Raw genomic sequence first — 18797 nt, forward strand, 5'->3', positions numbered from 1 at the left:
AAAGATTAATTGAATAGAATGCAGGTTTTTGTTAATTGAAAATTAAATCTTAGAAATGAAACTCGTATCTCTCGGCAAACAAAAAAAGCCGCCTATTTGGCGACTTGGTATGCATATTATAGAGAACCCATCCCCATGGAGTTTGGGTTACCGTTAAAGTGTATCCTCCCGATATAGCTCCTAGGCTCTTTTGGAGCGCATCGCCTTAAATTGAGCAATGCCTTTATCGTTCATGAGTTTTATGTATTCATCTGACTCTACGGCATAAATCGCGACTTTCCCTTCAGCGTCATGATGAATCCCCCAGCCATAGCGCTTGCCCAAGGACGAGGTTCGGAGACAAGGCTGCCCTTTGGAAAAAAACTTCTCGCGAGCGGCTGCTCTCTCCGTTTCCGAGATCTGATTGCGCTCGGCAAACACTTCGAACAACACATCCTCTTGCGTATATCGGTAAGGGTGGTTCGATATCATCTCATATTGAATAACCGGTACGGTCTTAGACTCACCTTTAGTCTTCGGAATTACAGCCACGCTAGCAGGGCAGTCTTCGGCAACTTGAATAAAGGTATTGTAATGATTCATGTCTTTCATATGTAAGAATGACCTCCAGTTCCAATTAACATTCAATATACATCATATCGTAACATCATCTAAAGGATAGCGCTAGAATCTTGAATCGTTTTCCGCCTTATATCCGAAGCAGCGGCTCCCGGCAGCGGCAAGCTGGCTTCGACCACTCACTTATTGCGGGAGATCAAAGCAGTCAGTTCGAGCATGAGTAATCCGTTTCCAATCAACGGTCCGAATATCAACATCCCGACGGGCATCATGGACAAGCTTCTCTTAATCGTAATCGCCAAAAATTAAGTGCTTGAGGATCCATGACTTATCCTGATAAGTTTCCCTATGTCCCAAAATAAATAACAGCCTCAATCCGTCCTACCGGAGAAATCGAGACTGTTATGTTATTGAGGCAAAAGAATCCGACTCTCATCCACCCGTATAATATCGAATCAAAGCCTGCGTGCCTTTATCCTCAAATCCCTTCTCGGCCAGCTGGCTGTACAGCGATTCAGCTAGGGACAAGCCCGGCGTAACCAAGTTCATCGCCTTAGCGGATTCCAGCGCGATTCCCATATCCTTGATGAAATGCTTGATATAGAATCCCGGCTCCAGATTCCCGGCAATCATGCGCGGAGCCAGATTGCTAAGCGACCAGCTGCCCGCCGCTCCGCTCTCGATGCTCTTGAGCACGGTTTCGGGATCGAGCCCGGCGCTCTCCGCATAGGCCATCGCCTCGCAGACTCCCATCATGTTAGAGGCAATAGCGATCTGGTTGCACATCTTTGTATGCTGTCCGGCGCCGGCTTGTCCTTGATGGACGATATTGCTTCCCATCGTCGACAGCAGAGGCTGCACCGCCTTGACGTCTCCCTCTTCCCCGCCAATCATAATGGACAGCCTCGCTTCACGTGCACCCACGTCACCGCCAGAGACCGGAGCATCCATAGCATGGAGCCCTTTCGACGAGGCGGCTTCATAAATGCGGCGGGCAAGCAGCGGACTGGACGTCGTCATATCGATCAGATATGCCCCTTCCCTAGCATGCGCCACCAGCCCTTCCGGCTCTAAATAGAGTTCCTCGACATCCTTCGGATAGCCCACCATCGTAATGATTACGTCGCAGGCTTGCGCCAGCTTTGCCGGGGTATCGTGCCAAACGGCGCCGTCCGCCACCAGCCGCTCCGCCTTGGAGGCGGTTCGCGTGTAAACGTGAAGCGAGTAGCCGGCGTTCCGAATATTTCCTGCCATACTGTGGCCCATTACGCCCAAGCCGATAAATCCTACGGTCGTTTGTTTCGGTGCGATTGTCATTATGTGATCCTCTCCTTTTTCTGTATAAGCCTAAGCCTGTTTCATTGGTTTTCCTATCTTACCGACAGCCGATACTGCCGTGGAGACATCTGCACGAAACGCTGAAAGGCCCGGTTCAGGTTCCGTTCGGAATAACCGACGATTTCAGCAATCTCCATGACCGTGTAATCCGTGTCCTTGAGCAGCTGTTTCGCCTTCTGCACTTTGAAGTTCATGACATATTCGACAAAGGATACGCCCATCTCCTTCTTGAACAGCCGGCTGAGGTACGACGGGCTCACACCCACCAGCTCGGCGCAGTCCGCCAGTGAATGAGCACCATCGGGATGACGGCTGATATGGCCGCATACCCGCTGAACGATCAGGCGGGTGGATCGGGTGCGCAGGTCATGGCTGATTTCCTGATACAGCGGGAACAGGACGCCGATGAACCAGTCATGCATTTCGCGGGAGGTCTGGTTCTCCTTCAGCTGATCGAACAGATTCCCCCCCAGCAGCTCCAGCACGCCGGGACCTTTCTCCTCCATCGACTGGACAATGGCCGAGAGCAGCACGTAATAGCTCTGGGAGGTCACGTTGTACGATTCCGACACCCGAATCCGCCGGGAAAATTCATGAAGCGACGCCTCGGCCTGCGGCAGATCCCCGTTCCACAAATATTCGATCATCTCCGATTCGATGTCCTTCGGATACATGAACACGGGATTACGCACGATGCGGATCATGTCTTCATAGAACAGTACGGTTTCCGCATCATGGAACAGGCGATATTGCAGAGCAAGCTGCGCCTCCTTATAGGATTCCGCCGCCCGGCTCAATGTTCCAGTATTGCCGATGCCGATGGACGCGGAGAAAGAAAGATAGCGCGCCAGGGACTGGCTGACGGATTCCGCATAACATGCGAGGAGGCTGCGGAACTCCTGGGAGGAAGCCCCGGGCTCTCCCGGCCTTAGAATCGCCGCCGCTTCACGATCCTCCCGGTCCACCACGTAGCCTTCCAGCTGCCGGTTGTTTGCCAGCAGCTCGGACATGACGTTTTTGACCGCAAACACGATGACCGGACCTTCGTTAGGCAAGAATCGTTTTTTCACCGGATTCTCGACCTTCACCACCATCGTGGCATATGGTCCGTTCATCGGGATCTTGTGCTTCGCGCACCCCTCCTCCAGTGTGCCGGACCGCCACGAGCTTCCGGACAGCAGCAAACGCTGCAGAAATCGTTCCCGTAAATCCGGTTGAATTTTTCGAATATAGCTGTTCAGGGATTCTGCCTGCTCGTTCAAGTAGCTAAGGGAGGAGCGGATGTACTCGATTTCATTCTCTTTGACGGAGCTCTCTACCCCGCTCCTGCCGTTTCTTCTTAAATGCTCCCCGTAACGAAGGAGCTGCTGGATCGGATTGTACGCGATTTTGGACGAGAACCAGGTGAGCAATACCGCGATCAGCATAAAGACGGACACCGACATGACGATCAGGACGCGGATCCACCTCAATTGCTCGATCATCTCCCGCTCCGGCATCCGGGACACGTATAGACGGCCCATAGACGTCTTGTAAAAGGCGATCAGTTCCTTGCCGTCCTCCCCGGTCATCACGTCATGGCTGGACGTTTCCCCGCTCTCTAGCAGAGATCCCAAAATGGAGTCTTCATCCGCGGTTTTGCCGATCTCGCTGCGTCCATCCGTATGCAGCAGGACCCGGTGATCGGAGTCCAGAATGGCCAGCGACTGCTCCTCCAGGGAAAGGGAATAATTGTTCAAAAGGCTGCGAAGCGATTCCTCTTTCACCTGTATTAGGATGGTGCCTCTCGGTTGGCCCTGCACCATAACGGGAAGATGGCGGACGTAAGAGACGTATCCGTTCTCCGACGACTTTGGGAGGTGCATCCACCTCGCTCCGCCTTCCCTCGCCAGGGCTTGCTCAATATCTTCTTTTCCTTTATACCCGTCCAGGTGGACCAGGCCATAGGAATGCGACAGGAGCAGCCTGTGCCGAACATCGTAAAACAGGATGTCTTCGATCAGGTTATTGGTATTTTTGTGCAGCTGAAACAGTTGGAGTATATCCAATTGCTGCATGTAGTCCGTCTCATATTCGGGATTTTCCAGCGCGCTGCGAATCAGCGGACCGCTGGCAAGTTGAAGCGATTCATGCTCGATGCTCGTTATGATATTTTCGACGCGGTCCTTCAGCTGCATCAAGGACGCCATATTATTTTCCTGGAATTGGACCGTCAGCTTTTTCATGGAGAAATGATAGTACGCGCTTCCGGCTAGGATCACCGGAATTACGGCCGACAGACATCCGAGCCAAATCAGACGCTTCAGATAGCGGTTCGCGGAGAACCAGCGGAGGAACGATGCCTGAATATGCTGCCAAAGAGACTTCACGATTTTCACCTCCGGTTCCCGCGGCAGGAACTGCCCTGCGGATCACTGTGCCATCCGCAACTCTCTACGGATGATCCTACACCCTGTTATACTTCGTCCTCCCGACTCCTCTATCCTTCCCCAACAGCGGTAACGGTGGGATTTAGCGGGATCCGGATGCACTCCCAAACCTCCAGCCGCGGCAAGGTGAAGTTCAATACGTCGTTCGCTGCGGATCCTACTATATAGCCTCCGCCGATCAGCGTTTCCAGTTTAAAGCCGCTCCCCGTAGGCCATCTAGTTCCCGGTCTCAGCCGGACCTCGATGTCGTGCAGAGGCAGCGCCGCTGCAAGCGGCCGGCGGCCGGCTCCGTTCACGAAGTGGAGCAGCAGATCACTGCTGCTTCGGAAGAGGGTGGCCTGCAGTCCGGGATACGGCGTTACCGACAGCTGCGGCTTCCCGTCGAGCAAATGGTCGATCGCGTTAGCCAGCAGCATCTCGTGCTCGGGCAGCTTGAATTCACGAAGCAGCGTACCCAGCGAGAACGTGAAATACATGGCGCGGCCGGCACCCCACGATTGCTCCAGCGCAAGGGGCAGTTCGGTACGGGATACTGGCAGCGATGCCCGTTCCGGCGGCGCTCCCACGCTTTCCGGCGGAGAAAACGGCGGCACCAGCGTCGCCAGCACCCGTACCGCGTCATTCCGCGGATGAGCATAGGTCACATAACCACGGTGAGCGATCAGCGCCGTCGTATCCATTCCCTGTTGAAGCGGATTGATCTCGCACGGCAGCTCCTGAAACCGCAAATAGGAGGCAATCAGGTATTCGCTTTTGAAGGCTTCATCCGAAATGCCGAGCAGGTCATGTAACGGCTTTACGACGGCATCGGCTGCAGCGGAAGGAAGCGCCCCTTCCGTTAGCAGTTGTCCCCCACTATGTACGTACGAACGCAAGTCGTGGATCAAGGACGGGGTAAATTCCGTTCCTTCAGGAATCAGTACAACGCGGTAGCGGCCCAACTCCCATTCCTTCCTGCTCTGGGGAAGCAGCACGTCAAACGGGATTTGCCGGTTGATCATCGTTTCGGCCCAGCTCTGCGCCTCGCCGCGCTCGTTCCAGAGCAGGGCGGTTTCCGCAGCCGATACGGCCCCGTCCATATAGGCATCCAGCTTGGCGGCATGATGATTCAGCTCGGCTACGGTCTTCAAAATCCGCTTGTCTTCGATCGTATCGGGTATGCCCGTGACGGAATGCCAGATCTGACCGCCGTTGGCCGGAATTTGAGCCAGCCAGAAGCGGTATTCCGCTACCGGAAGCCCGGTATGGCGCCAGTCCATGCCCGGGCAGGAATGCACGATGCCAAACGGAGCCGGCCTGCCTGGAACCGACCGCCCCACCTTGATGCTGAGAGCCGGCTTCCAGAATTCGGGGATCCGGGCATGGCCGAGCGATAGCACGTCCTGCGGCTCCGTACACAGCATATCAGTGATCTGAACGCGCTTCGTCAGATTGTCGCGGTGGAGGTTGTAGTATAGAATCATGGGCACCTCCGGCCTCTCCCGCTTGATCAGGTCATACATCGCTTCCATATTGTCATCGAAGCATCCTGCAGCAAAATCCGGCTCCATCTCCTGCGGGGAGTCCGGGAGGTCCTTGCCGTACCGTTCCGCGTATTTGCGACGGCACCGCTCACAGCGGCAGAACACATAACCGGGGTTATTGAAAAAAATACCGTCGATCGGATACCGCGACAGTGCTTCCCGGAGCACCGGAACCGCGACATCCGCATTGCGGTAGCCGCCATTGATGCAGGTCGACATCAAGAGCGGCCACGGTCCGGGCCGTTCGGCCCCGATGATTTCCGGACGGCCGCTCTCTTTGCGAACAAACCATTCCGGCCGCCGTAGGTACACGCTGTCATCCGCTTTGCTGAAATCGAACCGGGCAATAAAACGAAGCTCTTCAAGGTGACAGGCCGTGATCAGCTCTCCGAGGAGATCGCGCCCCTCCGGGAGATATCCGTTCACGGTATGGTACGGAATCTGCGTATCATACCAGGCATATATACCTCCCGTATTGAAAACCATCGCGTTGGCCCCCATCTCCTTCAGCTGCGCGGCTAGCCGGGGCGGGTCGATGCAGGCGGTATCCCGGACCTGCATGTTGGGCTGGATGACGCGCAGCGGCTTGTGCCACCAGAAGCGTTCGTCTTTAACCTTCGTCATTGCCTTACCTCCGTCTCTTTTCAAACTGGCAACAGACGGGCGATTCGCAAGACGGAGACAGCCGGTGGAACAGAGACTTCAATGATGCTGTCTCCTCCCGTTCTCCGGCATATTCGCTCCAGACTGCGAGACCGCCCGAGCAGACTGTCCTTACTCCCCGTTGAACTGCTTGTATGCCTCCGCCATTTGTTGGTACGCTTCCTGAATGTCCGGCTGGCTGTTCAGCCTATCGACGTAAGCGCGGAACTCCTCCATTGGAATATGCCCGACAATCGCCTTTGTCACCATGGAAGCATATTCGTCGCTGTATTTAGGCCATGTGCTGCGCCAGCCCTCGGACGTGATGACGCGATAGTGGTCGATTTTTCCGATCTCGTCGTAATTTTCCACCTCTTTGATTTTGGCATCGTTAAAGGCTTTATCGCCGGAAGCGCTAATCACCTTGCCCCACTTGGCATAAGCCAGTACGCCCGCACCCTTGCTCGTCGTATTGACTTCCTTGACCCCCTGCTCCGTCAGCACCTTCTGCCCGTCTTTCTCGGTATAATGGACACCCTCGATGCCGTAGTAAGCAAAATCAGTCATTTCCTGGGAAGCCGTCTGGTCAAAATATTTCAGCAGCTGCTTCACCTTCTCTTCAGGCACCTTCTTGGAAATATAGAAGCCGCCTGCAACGCCGGTTTCCAAACCGACCGCATAATTCCCGCTCGGTCCCTTCAAGGTCACGTTCAGGATTTTCGCGTCGGGTTGACCGGATTTTTTCATGGCCTGCTCCCATTCATGATCCCACCAGATCGGACGGCCATAGGAAGCGGCTCGGTTCGTCTTGAAGAGCTCCTCCGCCTGGCTTTCCTTCATGACCGCGTATTCCTTGGACATTAGGCCATCTGCGTACAGACCGCGCAGCCATTCCACCATCTCGACGTACTGAGGCGTAAGGGACGGGCTCATCAGCCCGCCGTCATCGGTATAGGTCGGATTGTATACGCCGAAACCGGCCTGGAATGATGCGGGTGGGTTATTGATATATAGGAGACCTACCGTATCCTTCTTCCCGTTGCCGTCCATATCGGCATCGACGATCTTCTTCAACGCTTCTTTATACTCATCGAAATCGGTAGGGATCGGAATGTCCAGCTGCTTCAGCCAGTCCTCTCTTATTTTCAACCCGCCGTCGATCCTGGATCGGGACCGCGGCACCGCATAGATGCTCCCCTCCACCGACAAATATTTCAGTGCATCCGGGGCGAGATTGCTTTTCAGGTTCGGATACTCGCTGAGATCCCCTAGGAACGGGGTCAAATCCCAAAACGCGCCGTTCTGAATCGCCGTAATCAGCGTGGGGCGGATCGGGTTTTGATATGCCACGACCTCGGGCAAATCACCGGAAGCCAGAAGCAAATCCAGCTTCGTGTCCAAATCGCCCGACGGCACCCATTCCACGTCCAGCTTGACGTTGGTACGGCGTTCCCATTCTTTCCAATAATCATTATTCATGTCGGGGATTTCGTTATAGAGACCGGCAAACATTTTGATTGTCATCGGCTTGCCGTCCGTGTCTTCCGCTTCCGGTCCCCCGGCGGTCTGCGGCTTCTCGCCAGCCTGTTCACCGCATCCGGCCAGCATGACGACGGTCATGAGGGCTGCGAGCCAGAATGTCCAGCATTTGTGCGAGCTTCCCTTACTTGATGTATTTTTCATGTAAACCCCTCCTTATGGATGCTCATCATCCATCTATTGTTCTTGAAGCAGAGTCCTATCTCCTTCCCGCCTATTGCGGCAGGATAACGCTTTCAATCCTACCGGCTGCATATCCGATGCAGAGGGCATCGATGCGCCGTTTCCTTCATCAGCCTTTAATCGATCCCAGCATGACTCCTTTGGCAAAATGCTTTTGTAGAAAAGGATAAACAACCAAGATCGGTACCATCGCGAGTACAATTGAGGCCATCCGGATGGTCTCCTGCGGCACCACATTTTCGTCGCTTGCCCCGGCCTGGGCCACCGCCACCGAATTGGAATCGATGACCAGCGTTTTAATCAACAGCTGAAGCGTCCACTTGCTGGAATCCGATAAGTAAATCAAGGCGTTAAAATAGGCGTTCCAATGCCCGACCGCAAAAAACAGGGTGAAGGTGGCGATCGCCGGCATCGACAGCGGGATTATCATCCGCAAAAACACGCCCATATCCGAGCAGCCGTCCATTTTCGCGGAATCCTCCAATTCGGATGGAAGCGAATCCAGAAAGCTTTTGATGACGATCAAGCTCCAGGCGTTGGTCAAGCTCGGCCAGATCATGGACCAGTAGGAATTCAACAGGCCTAGTTCCTTGACCAGCAAGTAGTTGGGCACGATGCCCGGGCTGAACACCAGCGTGAAGATGACGAGCCCCATTACCCAGCGGTTGCCGGGCATGGACCGTTTCGTCAGCGCATAGGCCATCGTAAAGGAAACGACAATGTTGAGCGCGGTACCGACGACCGTAATGAAAACGGTGCTCTTAAACGCATTCATAAAGCTGTTGGTAGATAGAATGTACTTGTAAGACTCCAAGGACCACTGCTCGGGAAACAAATAAAATTTAAGCGGAACATAGACCTCGGGATCCGTAAAGGAAACGCTGAACACGTAAAGAAACGGAAACAAGCATGCGACCGAGAACATGGTGATTAGACTGTAGTTGACCCAATCGAACAAGCTTAGCCCTTTTTTTCGGATAACGAAGCTCACGCGGAATTCCTCCTTTCGTTTAGCATAATGAGTATGCGGCAGACGCCGTTGGAGGCTTAATAAATGCCTTCATGGCCGAGCCGCTTCATGATTTTGTCGGCGGCCACAATCAGGACGAGCCCCACCAGCCCCTTGAACATGCCGACCGTCACCCCAATGCTGATCTTCCCTTGAAGAATGCCGTGCGTGTAGGAGTACGTATCGAACACCTCCGCCACCGAGCGTACCAGCGGATTCATCATCAGTAAAATCTGCTCGAAGCCAGTGTCCGCCATGCTGCCCAGCCGAAGAATAAGCAAAATGATGATCGTTGGCCGGATGGCCGGAAGTGTGATATGCCAGATCTGGCGGAACCTGCCTGCCCCGTCCACGACGGCGGCTTCGTAGCGCTGGGGATCCACTCCCGCCATGGCCGCCAGGAAGATAATCGTTCCCCATCCGGCCTCCTTCCACATGCTTTGCGCCGTCAGCAGTCCCCAGAAGTAATTGGGATTGGACAGAAAGGAAACGGTATCCCTGCCGCTTTCGGCGATGAGTTTATTGACGATCCCCACGTCCGTCGACAACAGAAAGAACGTCATGCTGGCCACGACGACCCACGACAGGAAATGCGGCAGGTAAACGATGGACTGGTTCAGGCGCTTGAAGCTCTCATGCCGGATTTCGTTCAGCATCAGGGCCAGCAGGATCGGGAGCGGAAAATGAAAGATCAGAGCGATCATATTGATCGCAAACGTGTTCCGCAACATAATGTAGAAGTTGGAGCTAGAGAACAGATCCGCAAAGTGCTTAAATCCAGCCCATTCGCTTCCGGCAAAACCAAGAAACGGATTATAATCTTTAAAGGCCAGGAGCAGCCCCCACATCGGAGCGATTTTGAACAGCAAGAAGAAGAGCAGCCCGGGCAGCAGCAGCAAATAAATGACCCGGTGCTTGACGATGCGGGACGCGAGACTGCCCGGGCGAAGCGTTAGGCCCGGCTTGATGACCCCGTCGGCCCCTTGGGCAGGTATAGCAGATTTAAGCTTTGCCATCGCTGGAGATCAGCTCCTTTCGATCGCCGACAGGCACGGCCTGCAGCCAAACCGCTTCATAACGGCCGATTTGCGGCAGCGTCACCATCACGCGATCTTGCGAGGTTTCCACCAACGCATCGGAATCGGTACGGAGCAGCCTGCCCCTCGCTTCCGCGTTTCTCGGCAGCCGCCACTTTTGCGGCCAAGAACCCGAAGCATTTGCTGCAACGGTCTCGTCCACGCGATCAACGGTCAGTTCCACCTGAACATCATATAACGGAAGCGGATTCATAAAAGTCGTCCCGTTATATCCGGAGAGATTCAGCAGCTGAACCAGGCATCCGCCCTCCTTTAAACGGTGAACGAACAACTCTAGACATGGGGGCGCGTTCGTAGCAGCAACCCGATTCGGCACGATGTCATGTAGCACGTCCGCCATTACCTGCCTGTAGTCCTCGAACCCGTGGCGATAGTAGAGCTCGCCGGGATTCCAAGGCATATACACGCCGGTTCGGATAGTTCCCTGCTTGCCGACCCGCCTGTTCAGCGCCAAACCGTAATCTGTTCCGATGCGGTGGCCGTAGGCACGCTCCGGCGGCCCGAACGTGGACGGCTCGATGAATGGCAATCGGCACTCGGTCGTATCCGGGTCAAAGGCAACGCGGGCAAAGCTTCCGCCGGCGACGATCCAGTCCCGGCCATGGGCAACGCCGGGGAAATGCGACTTGTCCGAAACGTCCAGATAAGCGCCCGGCTTCGATTGTTTCACGCCGGTGAACGAGGCCGCAAACCATTCCTTAAGCAGCTCCGGCTGTCGCTCCAGCGCGTTTCCCGTTGCGACCAGCACCGCACCGGCATCCGCCGCCCGATGCAGCGTTCGAGCCGCCTTCACCGACAATCCCTGAACGCCGGGAAGAATAACCGCTCGCACAAGCAATAGTTTGGACTCCATAGCCACCAGCTGTTCTTCCATCACCACGTCGAAGAGGACGTGCTCTTCCTTTAACATTTTGAACATACCGTGATACTCCGCTGCCGCTTCGGGGGCCGCTGGCTTGACGAGCACCACATCAGCCATGGAACCGAGCTGTCCGAACAGCTCCTCGTGCTCCGCATGGTATCGGAAAATCTCCTTCACCGTTTCGAAGCTTGCCCGGTCCGGATATCCTTCAAATGCCCCGATGATGCAGAAATCCAGCCCCGATCCGCTTCCGATGCTTTGATATAAACGGATCGCATTTTCATTCTCGGATACTCCTGTGAATCGGTAGGTCAGGTCTATGGCGTTAATGCTGCAGTTGCTGATCAGCTTGTCATTCCAACTGTCTTGTATGGACGCGACATTCTCCGAGGCTGAATACAGCCAAGGCGGGCTGCACCTTGTCAGCGACGTATTCGATTCCTTGCGGACGATATCGACCCGGTGTGGGTGATACGTGCTAATGGCCACATCGGACCGCAGCGACTTCACGAATCCGTGAATGCGCTCCAGCACTTCCCTTGACGTCCGTTCCTGGAAGGACCGGTACAGCTCGTGCATGGGATGTTCGGGCCCGGTATACGCCAGCAAATCTTCACCGGTCACTTCGCGAAACCGAAAGCGGCAGTTTGGGCAATAGCATGGTCCATAGAAATTTCCGCTGTAATCCCAATGCTGGTAGCCGAACATATTGAAGAAAATCCCATCCACCGGATAACGTTCCAGCACTTCTTGAATGCTCTCCAGCGACTTCACCTGCTGATAGGCTCCATTCAGGCACGTATGAACGATGCCGTGATAATTGACCTCCCGTCCCTCACGGTCTCGGTAAAACCATTCGGGATACCGCATCCACAACGATTCATGCGCTTTACTGAAATCGAACCGCGCAATAAATCGCATTCCATTAGCATGGGCTTTTTCTACCGCTTCCCCCAGAAGGTCCTTGGTTAAGTAAGGCGTTACATATTGATGCATAAGCGATGATGGATAGAACGCAAATATGCCCCCGGCATTCATCATGAGCACATTCGCTTGGAACGACTTGAGTTCGCGAATCAAAAGATCCACATCCATATCGGCGTCCGTCTCGCGAAGATTATTTTGAATCAATCGGAGACGGTTCGTTGACCACCATTTCATCCGCATTCCCTCCTTTGCTTGTGGTGTATGTCTACCATAATGAAGCTGAGGGCAGCAGAACAGGGACAATTCTTGCATGAACACGTTAGGAAAAATATGGCCGGTCCGCGCATGGGGCGTAATCCAACGCGAGGTCCCCTATACCTGACAGAGCCGCAAGGTAAGAACAGGAGCTTATTGGTTATTTCTTGTTTTGCAGGAAAACCGCAAAAAATGTCCCGTTCCAACATTCTCTTGTATGGCGGATTATGTTTGCATGATCGATCGAGTTTACGGTTAGACATCCATACGATGGGTATGTATTTTCTTTGTACTCATAACAAAAAAACTCACCCTTGGGTGAGTTTTTTCAATCATGCGCGGGTAACCGAATACGTCTCGACTGCGATCATGCCAGATTGATGCTTCGGATCGCTTCCACGTTTACTTTGGGTTTACGGTCTTCCGTCAGCAAGCCGTTTACTTCCTGCTGCACGTCCGTAATTTGCGTATAACAGAATCCGCACACATAAGGCAAATTCTTGATCGCTTGTGTTATACCTTCGTACCGATTCAGGAATTCATCCTCGCTGCGAACCTGATTCCCGTAGCCCCAGCCCTCTTTGCTTGTAAAAGCGATGCCGCCGTACTCGCTGATGATGACGGGCTGGCCTCGATAGCCATACCCCTGCGCGAATGGATAACGATGTGTATTATGCGCGATTTTGTTGCCTAATAGCGCATCCTTGTCCCGATACCGCTCTTCCAGCATAGCACCGATTTCTTCATAATCATGGAGCGTAATGATATCCGAAACCGTATGTTCCCAGCCGTCGTTCACGATCACTGGCCGCATCTGGTCGAATGCCTTGGTCAAATGATAGATCGATTCCGTAAATTGCTGCTGCTTGCGGTCGGTGGCTATGTCGGTTATCCCCCAGGACTCGTTAAACGGTACCCAGGTGATGATGGAAGGATGATTGTAATGCTGCCGGACAACGGCCATCCACTCCTGCGTGAACCGCTCGACCGCATCATCCCCGAATTCGTAAGTCGACGGCATTTCCGACCATACCAACAATCCTTTGCGGTCACACCAATATAAATAACGGGGATCCTCCAGCTTCTGATGCTTGCGTACGCCGTTAAAACCGAGCGCAAGCGTCTTGTCGATGTCTTCCAGCAGCGCTTCCTCCGACGGAGGCGTCAGATGCGTATCGCTCCAGTATCCTTGATCCAGCAGCAGCCGCTGATAAATCGGCGTATGGTTCAATATGATTTGATCCCCTGCGATCCGAATGCTCCGCATGCCGAAATAAGAATAGGCGGTGTCGATCGGCTTGCCGTTTTGCTTCAGGATCATCTCGACGTCGTATAAATTCGGATGGTTCGGATGCCACGGCTTGACTTTCCATTCGCCCACGGCTTCGTTTACGACGCTCACATCGACCGTTACGGTTCCTCGCTCCACGCTCGTTTCCGTCGAGCGGATCAGCTTCCCGTCAAACCGGATGATCGTCTGAAGGGTTAATCCATCGTAATTATGCCCGGAATTGCCGAGTTCGTAATGGAAGTTTGCTGCGCCGCGTTCCAGTTCCGGCGTTATCTTCACCCGGCTGATGTGAATCGGATTCACGTATTCCATCCATACGGTTTGCCATATTCCGGTCGTCTGCACGTACCAGCACCCGAAGTTGTCCTTCATCCATCGCTGCTTGCCGCGCGGCTGCGTGCAGCTGTTGCCGTCCACGGCTTGAACGGTAATCCTGTTCTCGCGTCCGAACTCGACCGCTTCCGTAATGTCGAAGGAAAAGGCCGCGTATCCGCCTTCATGCATGCCAATTTTGCTGCCGTTGACCCACAGGGTCGCCGCGTAATCGACCGCTTGAAAATGCAGAAGGATCCGTTTGCCTTCCGCCTCCGCAGGTACGGCTACACTTCGTTCATACCATACGCAAGGATGAAATGTTTCATCCGCGATGCCGCTTGCTTTCGTTTCATATGCAAAGGGCACTGTGATTTTACGGTCAGCCTGAAAGCGTTCGTACCACTTGGCGCTTTCTCCTTCCAGAGCATCGTCGAAGCGAAAATCCCATTCCCCGTTCAGATTTACCCATTCCTCGCGCACCAATTGCGGTCTGGGATAGTCCTTTATATATTTGTGCGAGCTAGACATTATGTTCCACTCTCCATCTTCTGTTAGTTTATCGTTTCTATTTTGTTCCTATGGATTCCACCGTTAAGTCGCCGAGCTCGATCTGCTCCGCATGAACCGATCGTATGCCTACTCTCCCTTGCATGAATGCCCGGGGATCATCATACGTCAGGACAGGCTCCTCTTGTTCCTCTACGAAGACGCGGATCGTGCCGCGAACTACCTCGATGCGCAAGCCGACGGGCTTGTTCCGTTCCAGCTCAACTTTGATGCTTTGAAGCAGCTCGGAATCGTAATTATGTTTGTACAGTTCCAATTTCGTGGCGGTGACTGCGAGGAAATATCCCATCAGCGAATCGCTCACTTGATCCCGGAAATCCGACTCGTTTGTCACCCGGAAGAGTATGCCCGCTTGACCGGACGGATCATCGCCCAGCGTTACGTGCGTCCGGATGCGGTAGTCGGACCAAAGACGGCTGCCTCCGTACATCTTGGCATCGGCATCGGCTGCGCCGACATACCCGCTGTCGGTTTCAATCCATTGGCCGTGAACGTCCTCGGAGCTTGTTTGTTCCAGAAGATGCTCCAACTTGAACGTTTGCTCGTCGACCAGCTCGAAGTCCATTGTTTTCCATTCCATCGTTTGGTCGCTGTCCAATTGAATGGCAACGCTATGTAATCCCTTTTCGAGCTTTAGGGATCCAACCCGAATTTTAACCCAGGGTTCGCTACCGGAGTATTGGCTGCCGTCGACTTTATAGTTTCCGGATTTCTTATCGTCCACGAGCAGCTTAAAGGATGTCGGCCCCGCTCCTGCCTTAACCGTCAAGTCCAGCGCATAGGTGCCGGATTCCGAAACGTTCACCGCATAACGCAGCCAGTCGCCTTTTTCCGTAAGCGCGGCCGAATAGCTCCCATCCTCCGCCTGCCGGATCGCCGTTCCGTCCGAATGACGCCATGCGGCGGTGTCCGACGGTTGACGTACCGCATACCCCCTGCCTTCGCCGCTAAGATAATGCACGGCTTCCATGCTGCCGGGAAGCGGCTTGGCCGTATCGAAGTCACTGCTGCCGGAAGCGTGGTTCGAGAATGCCGTATACGAAAAGCTCGGCTCGCCGGTTTCGTATCGGTATCCGATTTTGCCTGGTCCGAACGGCTCCGCCGATTGATCAAGCTTCAGAGTGCCGTCCAGGTAAACCCGCAGCCGATCTTCTCCGCGCTCGACGCGAATCGTGTGCAGCTTGGACCAATCCGTATCTTCGGGAAGCTCCACGGTGGCGAGCACTTTACGGATGCCGTCCTCCATCCTGCCCAAGGATAGACGGTTTAGTTCCGTTTCGATTTCAGCGAAACCGAAACGGTTGGCCTCCTCATATGCAAACAACGCGGCGACCCGTGTCTTCGACGGCACCAAGTTATATTCCGCCGTATAGATACGATCCGTGCTCGCCCTGCTGATGATTCGATTGCCTCTCTCCGATTTTGCTGACTCCCACAGATTCTCATCGATGGCATCTGCGTCCAGCCGATCGGCAAAGACCGGCCCTCTCGGGATAGGCTGATCGTAATTCGTAGGACCCAGAATCTCCATCTTGTCTCCGTTGAATACCAGCCGGTCGATGTTCATGCGACGGACGGGCGGGCCTTCCTGGGATCTTCCCGTCAAGTTATGATAGACAAGATAATAGGAATCCAGATCGGGCCCCATTACCGTCGAGCTGTGGCCGAGTCCGTAGAAGTCCGGCTTGGTGCTGATGACGAGCGGATTATTGGCAGGAATGCTGTACGGACCAAGCGGCGAATCATGCGACACGGCATAATTGATGCGGTAGCCTTTGCTGAATACATGATTTCCGGTATATGTCATGTAATAGGTACCGTTTCGCTTGATGATCATGGACCCTTCCGTCCAATGCCCCAGATAAGGACCGGGAATCGTCTGACCGACACCGAATTCGGCAGGGCCATCCATCGGAACGCCGACAATGCCCGACGAACCAGCATGGGTAAACAGCCAGGAACCGTCATCGTCGATAAACACCGAGCCGTCGATGCTCATTCCGACGTTCTCGGAGATTCTTTCGAACGGGCCTGTCGGCGATTCGCTGCGGTACACGTAATGTCCCCTTCCCGCCGGAGAAGTGTATAGGTAGAACCAGCCGTTCGAGTAAATCACTTCGGGGGCATAGGCCCCGGTTGATACGGGATCCTCCGTCACCAGACCCGCATACCTCCAATCGACCAAATTGTCCGATACCCACCCCTTGATGCCCGTCCGGTGATCCTTCGTGCTGACATACAGATAATAACGGCCGTCATGCCGCAGTACATACGGGTCTCCGTTGCCGTAATCCTCCCATTCTTCCTCTAAGGAGGGAAAAGGATTGGCGTACATTTTTTCGTTGTAAATGTCCAAATCGACCGCCTCCGGTTTCGTTCTTGAATCGCATCCCGACAATGCCAATCCGGCCGCTAATCCTAACGTGCCAAGACAATAAACGATCTTCGACAGGCGCGCCATTCTTATCGGCACGTACCTCACCCCTTGATTCCGCTGATTGCCATCGACTCGATAAAGTATCTTTGGCAGAAAAAGAACACGATGATCACCGGCACCATGGCAATGATGGCGGCGGCCATGATCATCGGATAATCCGACTGGCCTATGTACATGGCCTGCATGGAAGCGATCAGCACTTGAATCGTTTGCTTCTCGGGCGTATGCAAGTAAATCAGCGGACCAAGAAAATCGTTCCAGATGCCCATAAACCCGAGGGCGGCTTGGGCGGCAAGCGCCGGCTTCATGATCGGCAGCGCGATCTTGAAGAAAATGCCCGGAAAGCTGCAGCCGTCGATCTTCGCCGCTTCGATCAATTCGGTCGGCATCGCGCTCTGCAAATATTGGCGTATGAAAAAGATGACAACGATGTTGCCGAACAGACCGGGTACGATGAGCGGCAGCAGCGTGTCCACCCAATCCAGCCTGGAAAATCCGATATACTGCGGTATCATCACGACCGAATACGGAATCATCATCGTTCCGAGCAAGCCCATGAAGAGCATGCCTTTGTAAGGGAATTCGAATTTGCCGAATGCATAGGCCGACATTGCGGATACCAGCATTCCTATCGTCAGGACGATCACCACGATGATCAAGCTGTTCATGAATCCATACAGTAACGGCGATTCCAGCCAAACCTTCGCATAGTTGCCGAACGTGATCGGTTCGGGAATCCACTGCGGAGGAATTTCAAACACGTTTCGTCGATCCTTCAACGAAGTCGAGATGGTCCAGATGAACGGAGCGATCATAAAGATCGATCCGAAAAGCAGCAGCAGCAGCGACCAGAGGTCCGTCATTTTTTCCCGTTTCACAGATTTCCCCCCTAGTCTTGGTAAACCCAGCGATTGGAAAGTTTGAATTGTATAAGCGTGACAACAAAGATGAGAATGCCCAGCACCCAGGCAACCGCGCTTGCATAACCCATGTTAAAGTACTGGAACGCATGCTGGAAAATATAATAGACCACCGTGGCGCCGCTGTATTCCGGCCCGCCGTCTACCGCCAGCACGTAAATTTGGCTGAAGGACTGGAACGCCCCGATGATACCCATGACCACGACGAAAAAATGAATCGGCGTGAGTAGCGGGATGGTAATCCGTGTCAGCTTGTGCCATGCGCCGGCACCGTCGATTTCCGCGGCTTCATAATACGTCGAGGAGATGGATTGCAGTCCTGCAAGGTACAGCACCATGTTCCCGCCGATGCCGCTCCACAGCCCGATCAGGATGAGCGAAGGCTTTACCCACTCCGGCTTCCCCAGCCAGTTAGGTCCGGCAATGCCGAACGTTTCCCACAGAAAATTGTTGAGCAAGCCGTAATCCTGATTTAAGATCCACTGCCACAACAGCGATACGGCGATGATCGGCGAAATGACCGGAAGATAATAGATCGTGCGCATGAACGAGATGCCTGCGAATTTACGGTTCATCAGGATGGCCAGCAGCATCGAGAGCACCATGCCGATCGGAATGCCGATCATTAAATAAATCGTATTGTACATTGATTTGTACACTTTCTCGTCGCCCAAAAGATCCTTATAGTTGGCCAGTCCCGCCCACTGCGGATCGGATAGCATATCCCATTTGTGAAAGCTGATATAGATCGAGAACAAGATCGGCACAAGGCCGAACAAAAGAAACCCGAGAACCGGCGGAGCGACGAACAGATACAACCACGCCAGTTCTCTTCTGCGATACCCGCCAAGCTTGGTACCCATATTCCATTCCACCTTCGCCTGTATTTCGTTATGACAGGATGC

General features: G+C 53.9%; 12 protein-coding genes. All 12 read right to left on the bottom strand.

Annotated features, from left to right (window positions below; genetic code table 11):
- Positions 1-180: 180 nt before the first annotated feature.
- Complete coding sequence (locus tag PAEVO_RS10770) at positions 181-591, bottom strand: DUF6157 family protein (protein WP_100537533.1); 411 nt, start codon at positions 589-591, stop codon at positions 181-183.
- Positions 592-990: 399 nt separating this feature from the next.
- A complete protein-coding gene (locus PAEVO_RS10775) occupies positions 991-1875 on the bottom strand; it encodes an NAD(P)-dependent oxidoreductase (RefSeq protein WP_100537534.1) in 885 nt (294 codons plus the stop codon).
- A 53-nt stretch (positions 1876-1928) separates the two neighbouring features.
- Positions 1929-4265, bottom strand: coding sequence for a helix-turn-helix domain-containing protein (locus PAEVO_RS10780; protein WP_100537535.1), 2337 nt, complete (start codon positions 4263-4265; stop codon positions 1929-1931).
- 110 nt (positions 4266-4375) lie between these two features.
- Positions 4376-6472 (bottom strand): hypothetical protein, encoded by a 2097-nt coding sequence (locus PAEVO_RS10785; RefSeq protein ID WP_100537536.1) that lies wholly within the window; start codon positions 6470-6472, stop codon positions 4376-4378.
- A 150-nt stretch (positions 6473-6622) separates the two neighbouring features.
- Positions 6623-8173, bottom strand: coding sequence for an extracellular solute-binding protein (locus tag PAEVO_RS10790; RefSeq protein ID WP_100537537.1), 1551 nt, complete (start codon positions 8171-8173; stop codon positions 6623-6625).
- Between the two features lie 148 nt (positions 8174-8321).
- Positions 8322-9203, bottom strand: a complete 882-nt coding sequence (locus tag PAEVO_RS10795; protein WP_100537538.1) for a carbohydrate ABC transporter permease — start codon at positions 9201-9203, stop codon at positions 8322-8324.
- A gap of 56 nt (positions 9204-9259) precedes the next feature.
- Positions 9260-10237: an ABC transporter permease gene (locus PAEVO_RS10800; RefSeq protein ID WP_100537539.1), complete on the bottom strand. Its 978-nt coding sequence runs from the start codon at positions 10235-10237 to the stop codon at positions 9260-9262.
- Complete coding sequence (locus PAEVO_RS10805; RefSeq protein ID WP_243390725.1) at positions 10224-12341, bottom strand: family 10 glycosylhydrolase; 2118 nt, start codon at positions 12339-12341, stop codon at positions 10224-10226. Before PAEVO_RS10805 ends, PAEVO_RS10800 begins: the two co-directional genes overlap by 14 nt.
- A gap of 388 nt (positions 12342-12729) precedes the next feature.
- Positions 12730-14496 carry a glycoside hydrolase family 2 protein gene (locus PAEVO_RS10810; RefSeq protein WP_100537541.1) on the bottom strand — a complete coding sequence of 589 codons (1767 nt, stop codon included), beginning with the start codon at positions 14494-14496 and terminating at the stop codon, positions 12730-12732.
- 37 nt (positions 14497-14533) lie between these two features.
- Positions 14534-17008: a family 43 glycosylhydrolase gene (locus PAEVO_RS10815; protein WP_243390726.1), complete on the bottom strand. Its 2475-nt coding sequence runs from the start codon at positions 17006-17008 to the stop codon at positions 14534-14536.
- 5 nt (positions 17009-17013) lie between these two features.
- Complete coding sequence (locus PAEVO_RS10820) at positions 17014-17850, bottom strand: carbohydrate ABC transporter permease (RefSeq protein WP_100537542.1); 837 nt, start codon at positions 17848-17850, stop codon at positions 17014-17016.
- 11 nt (positions 17851-17861) lie between these two features.
- Entirely contained in the window at positions 17862-18755 is an 894-nt protein-coding gene (locus tag PAEVO_RS10825; protein WP_100537543.1) for a carbohydrate ABC transporter permease, read from the bottom strand.
- Positions 18756-18797: the final 42 nt, after the last annotated feature.

It is taken from the genome of Paenibacillus sp. GM2FR (assembly GCF_002803325.1).
GTDB lineage: Bacteria > Bacillota > Bacilli > Paenibacillales > Paenibacillaceae > Paenibacillus_AQ > Paenibacillus_AQ lautus.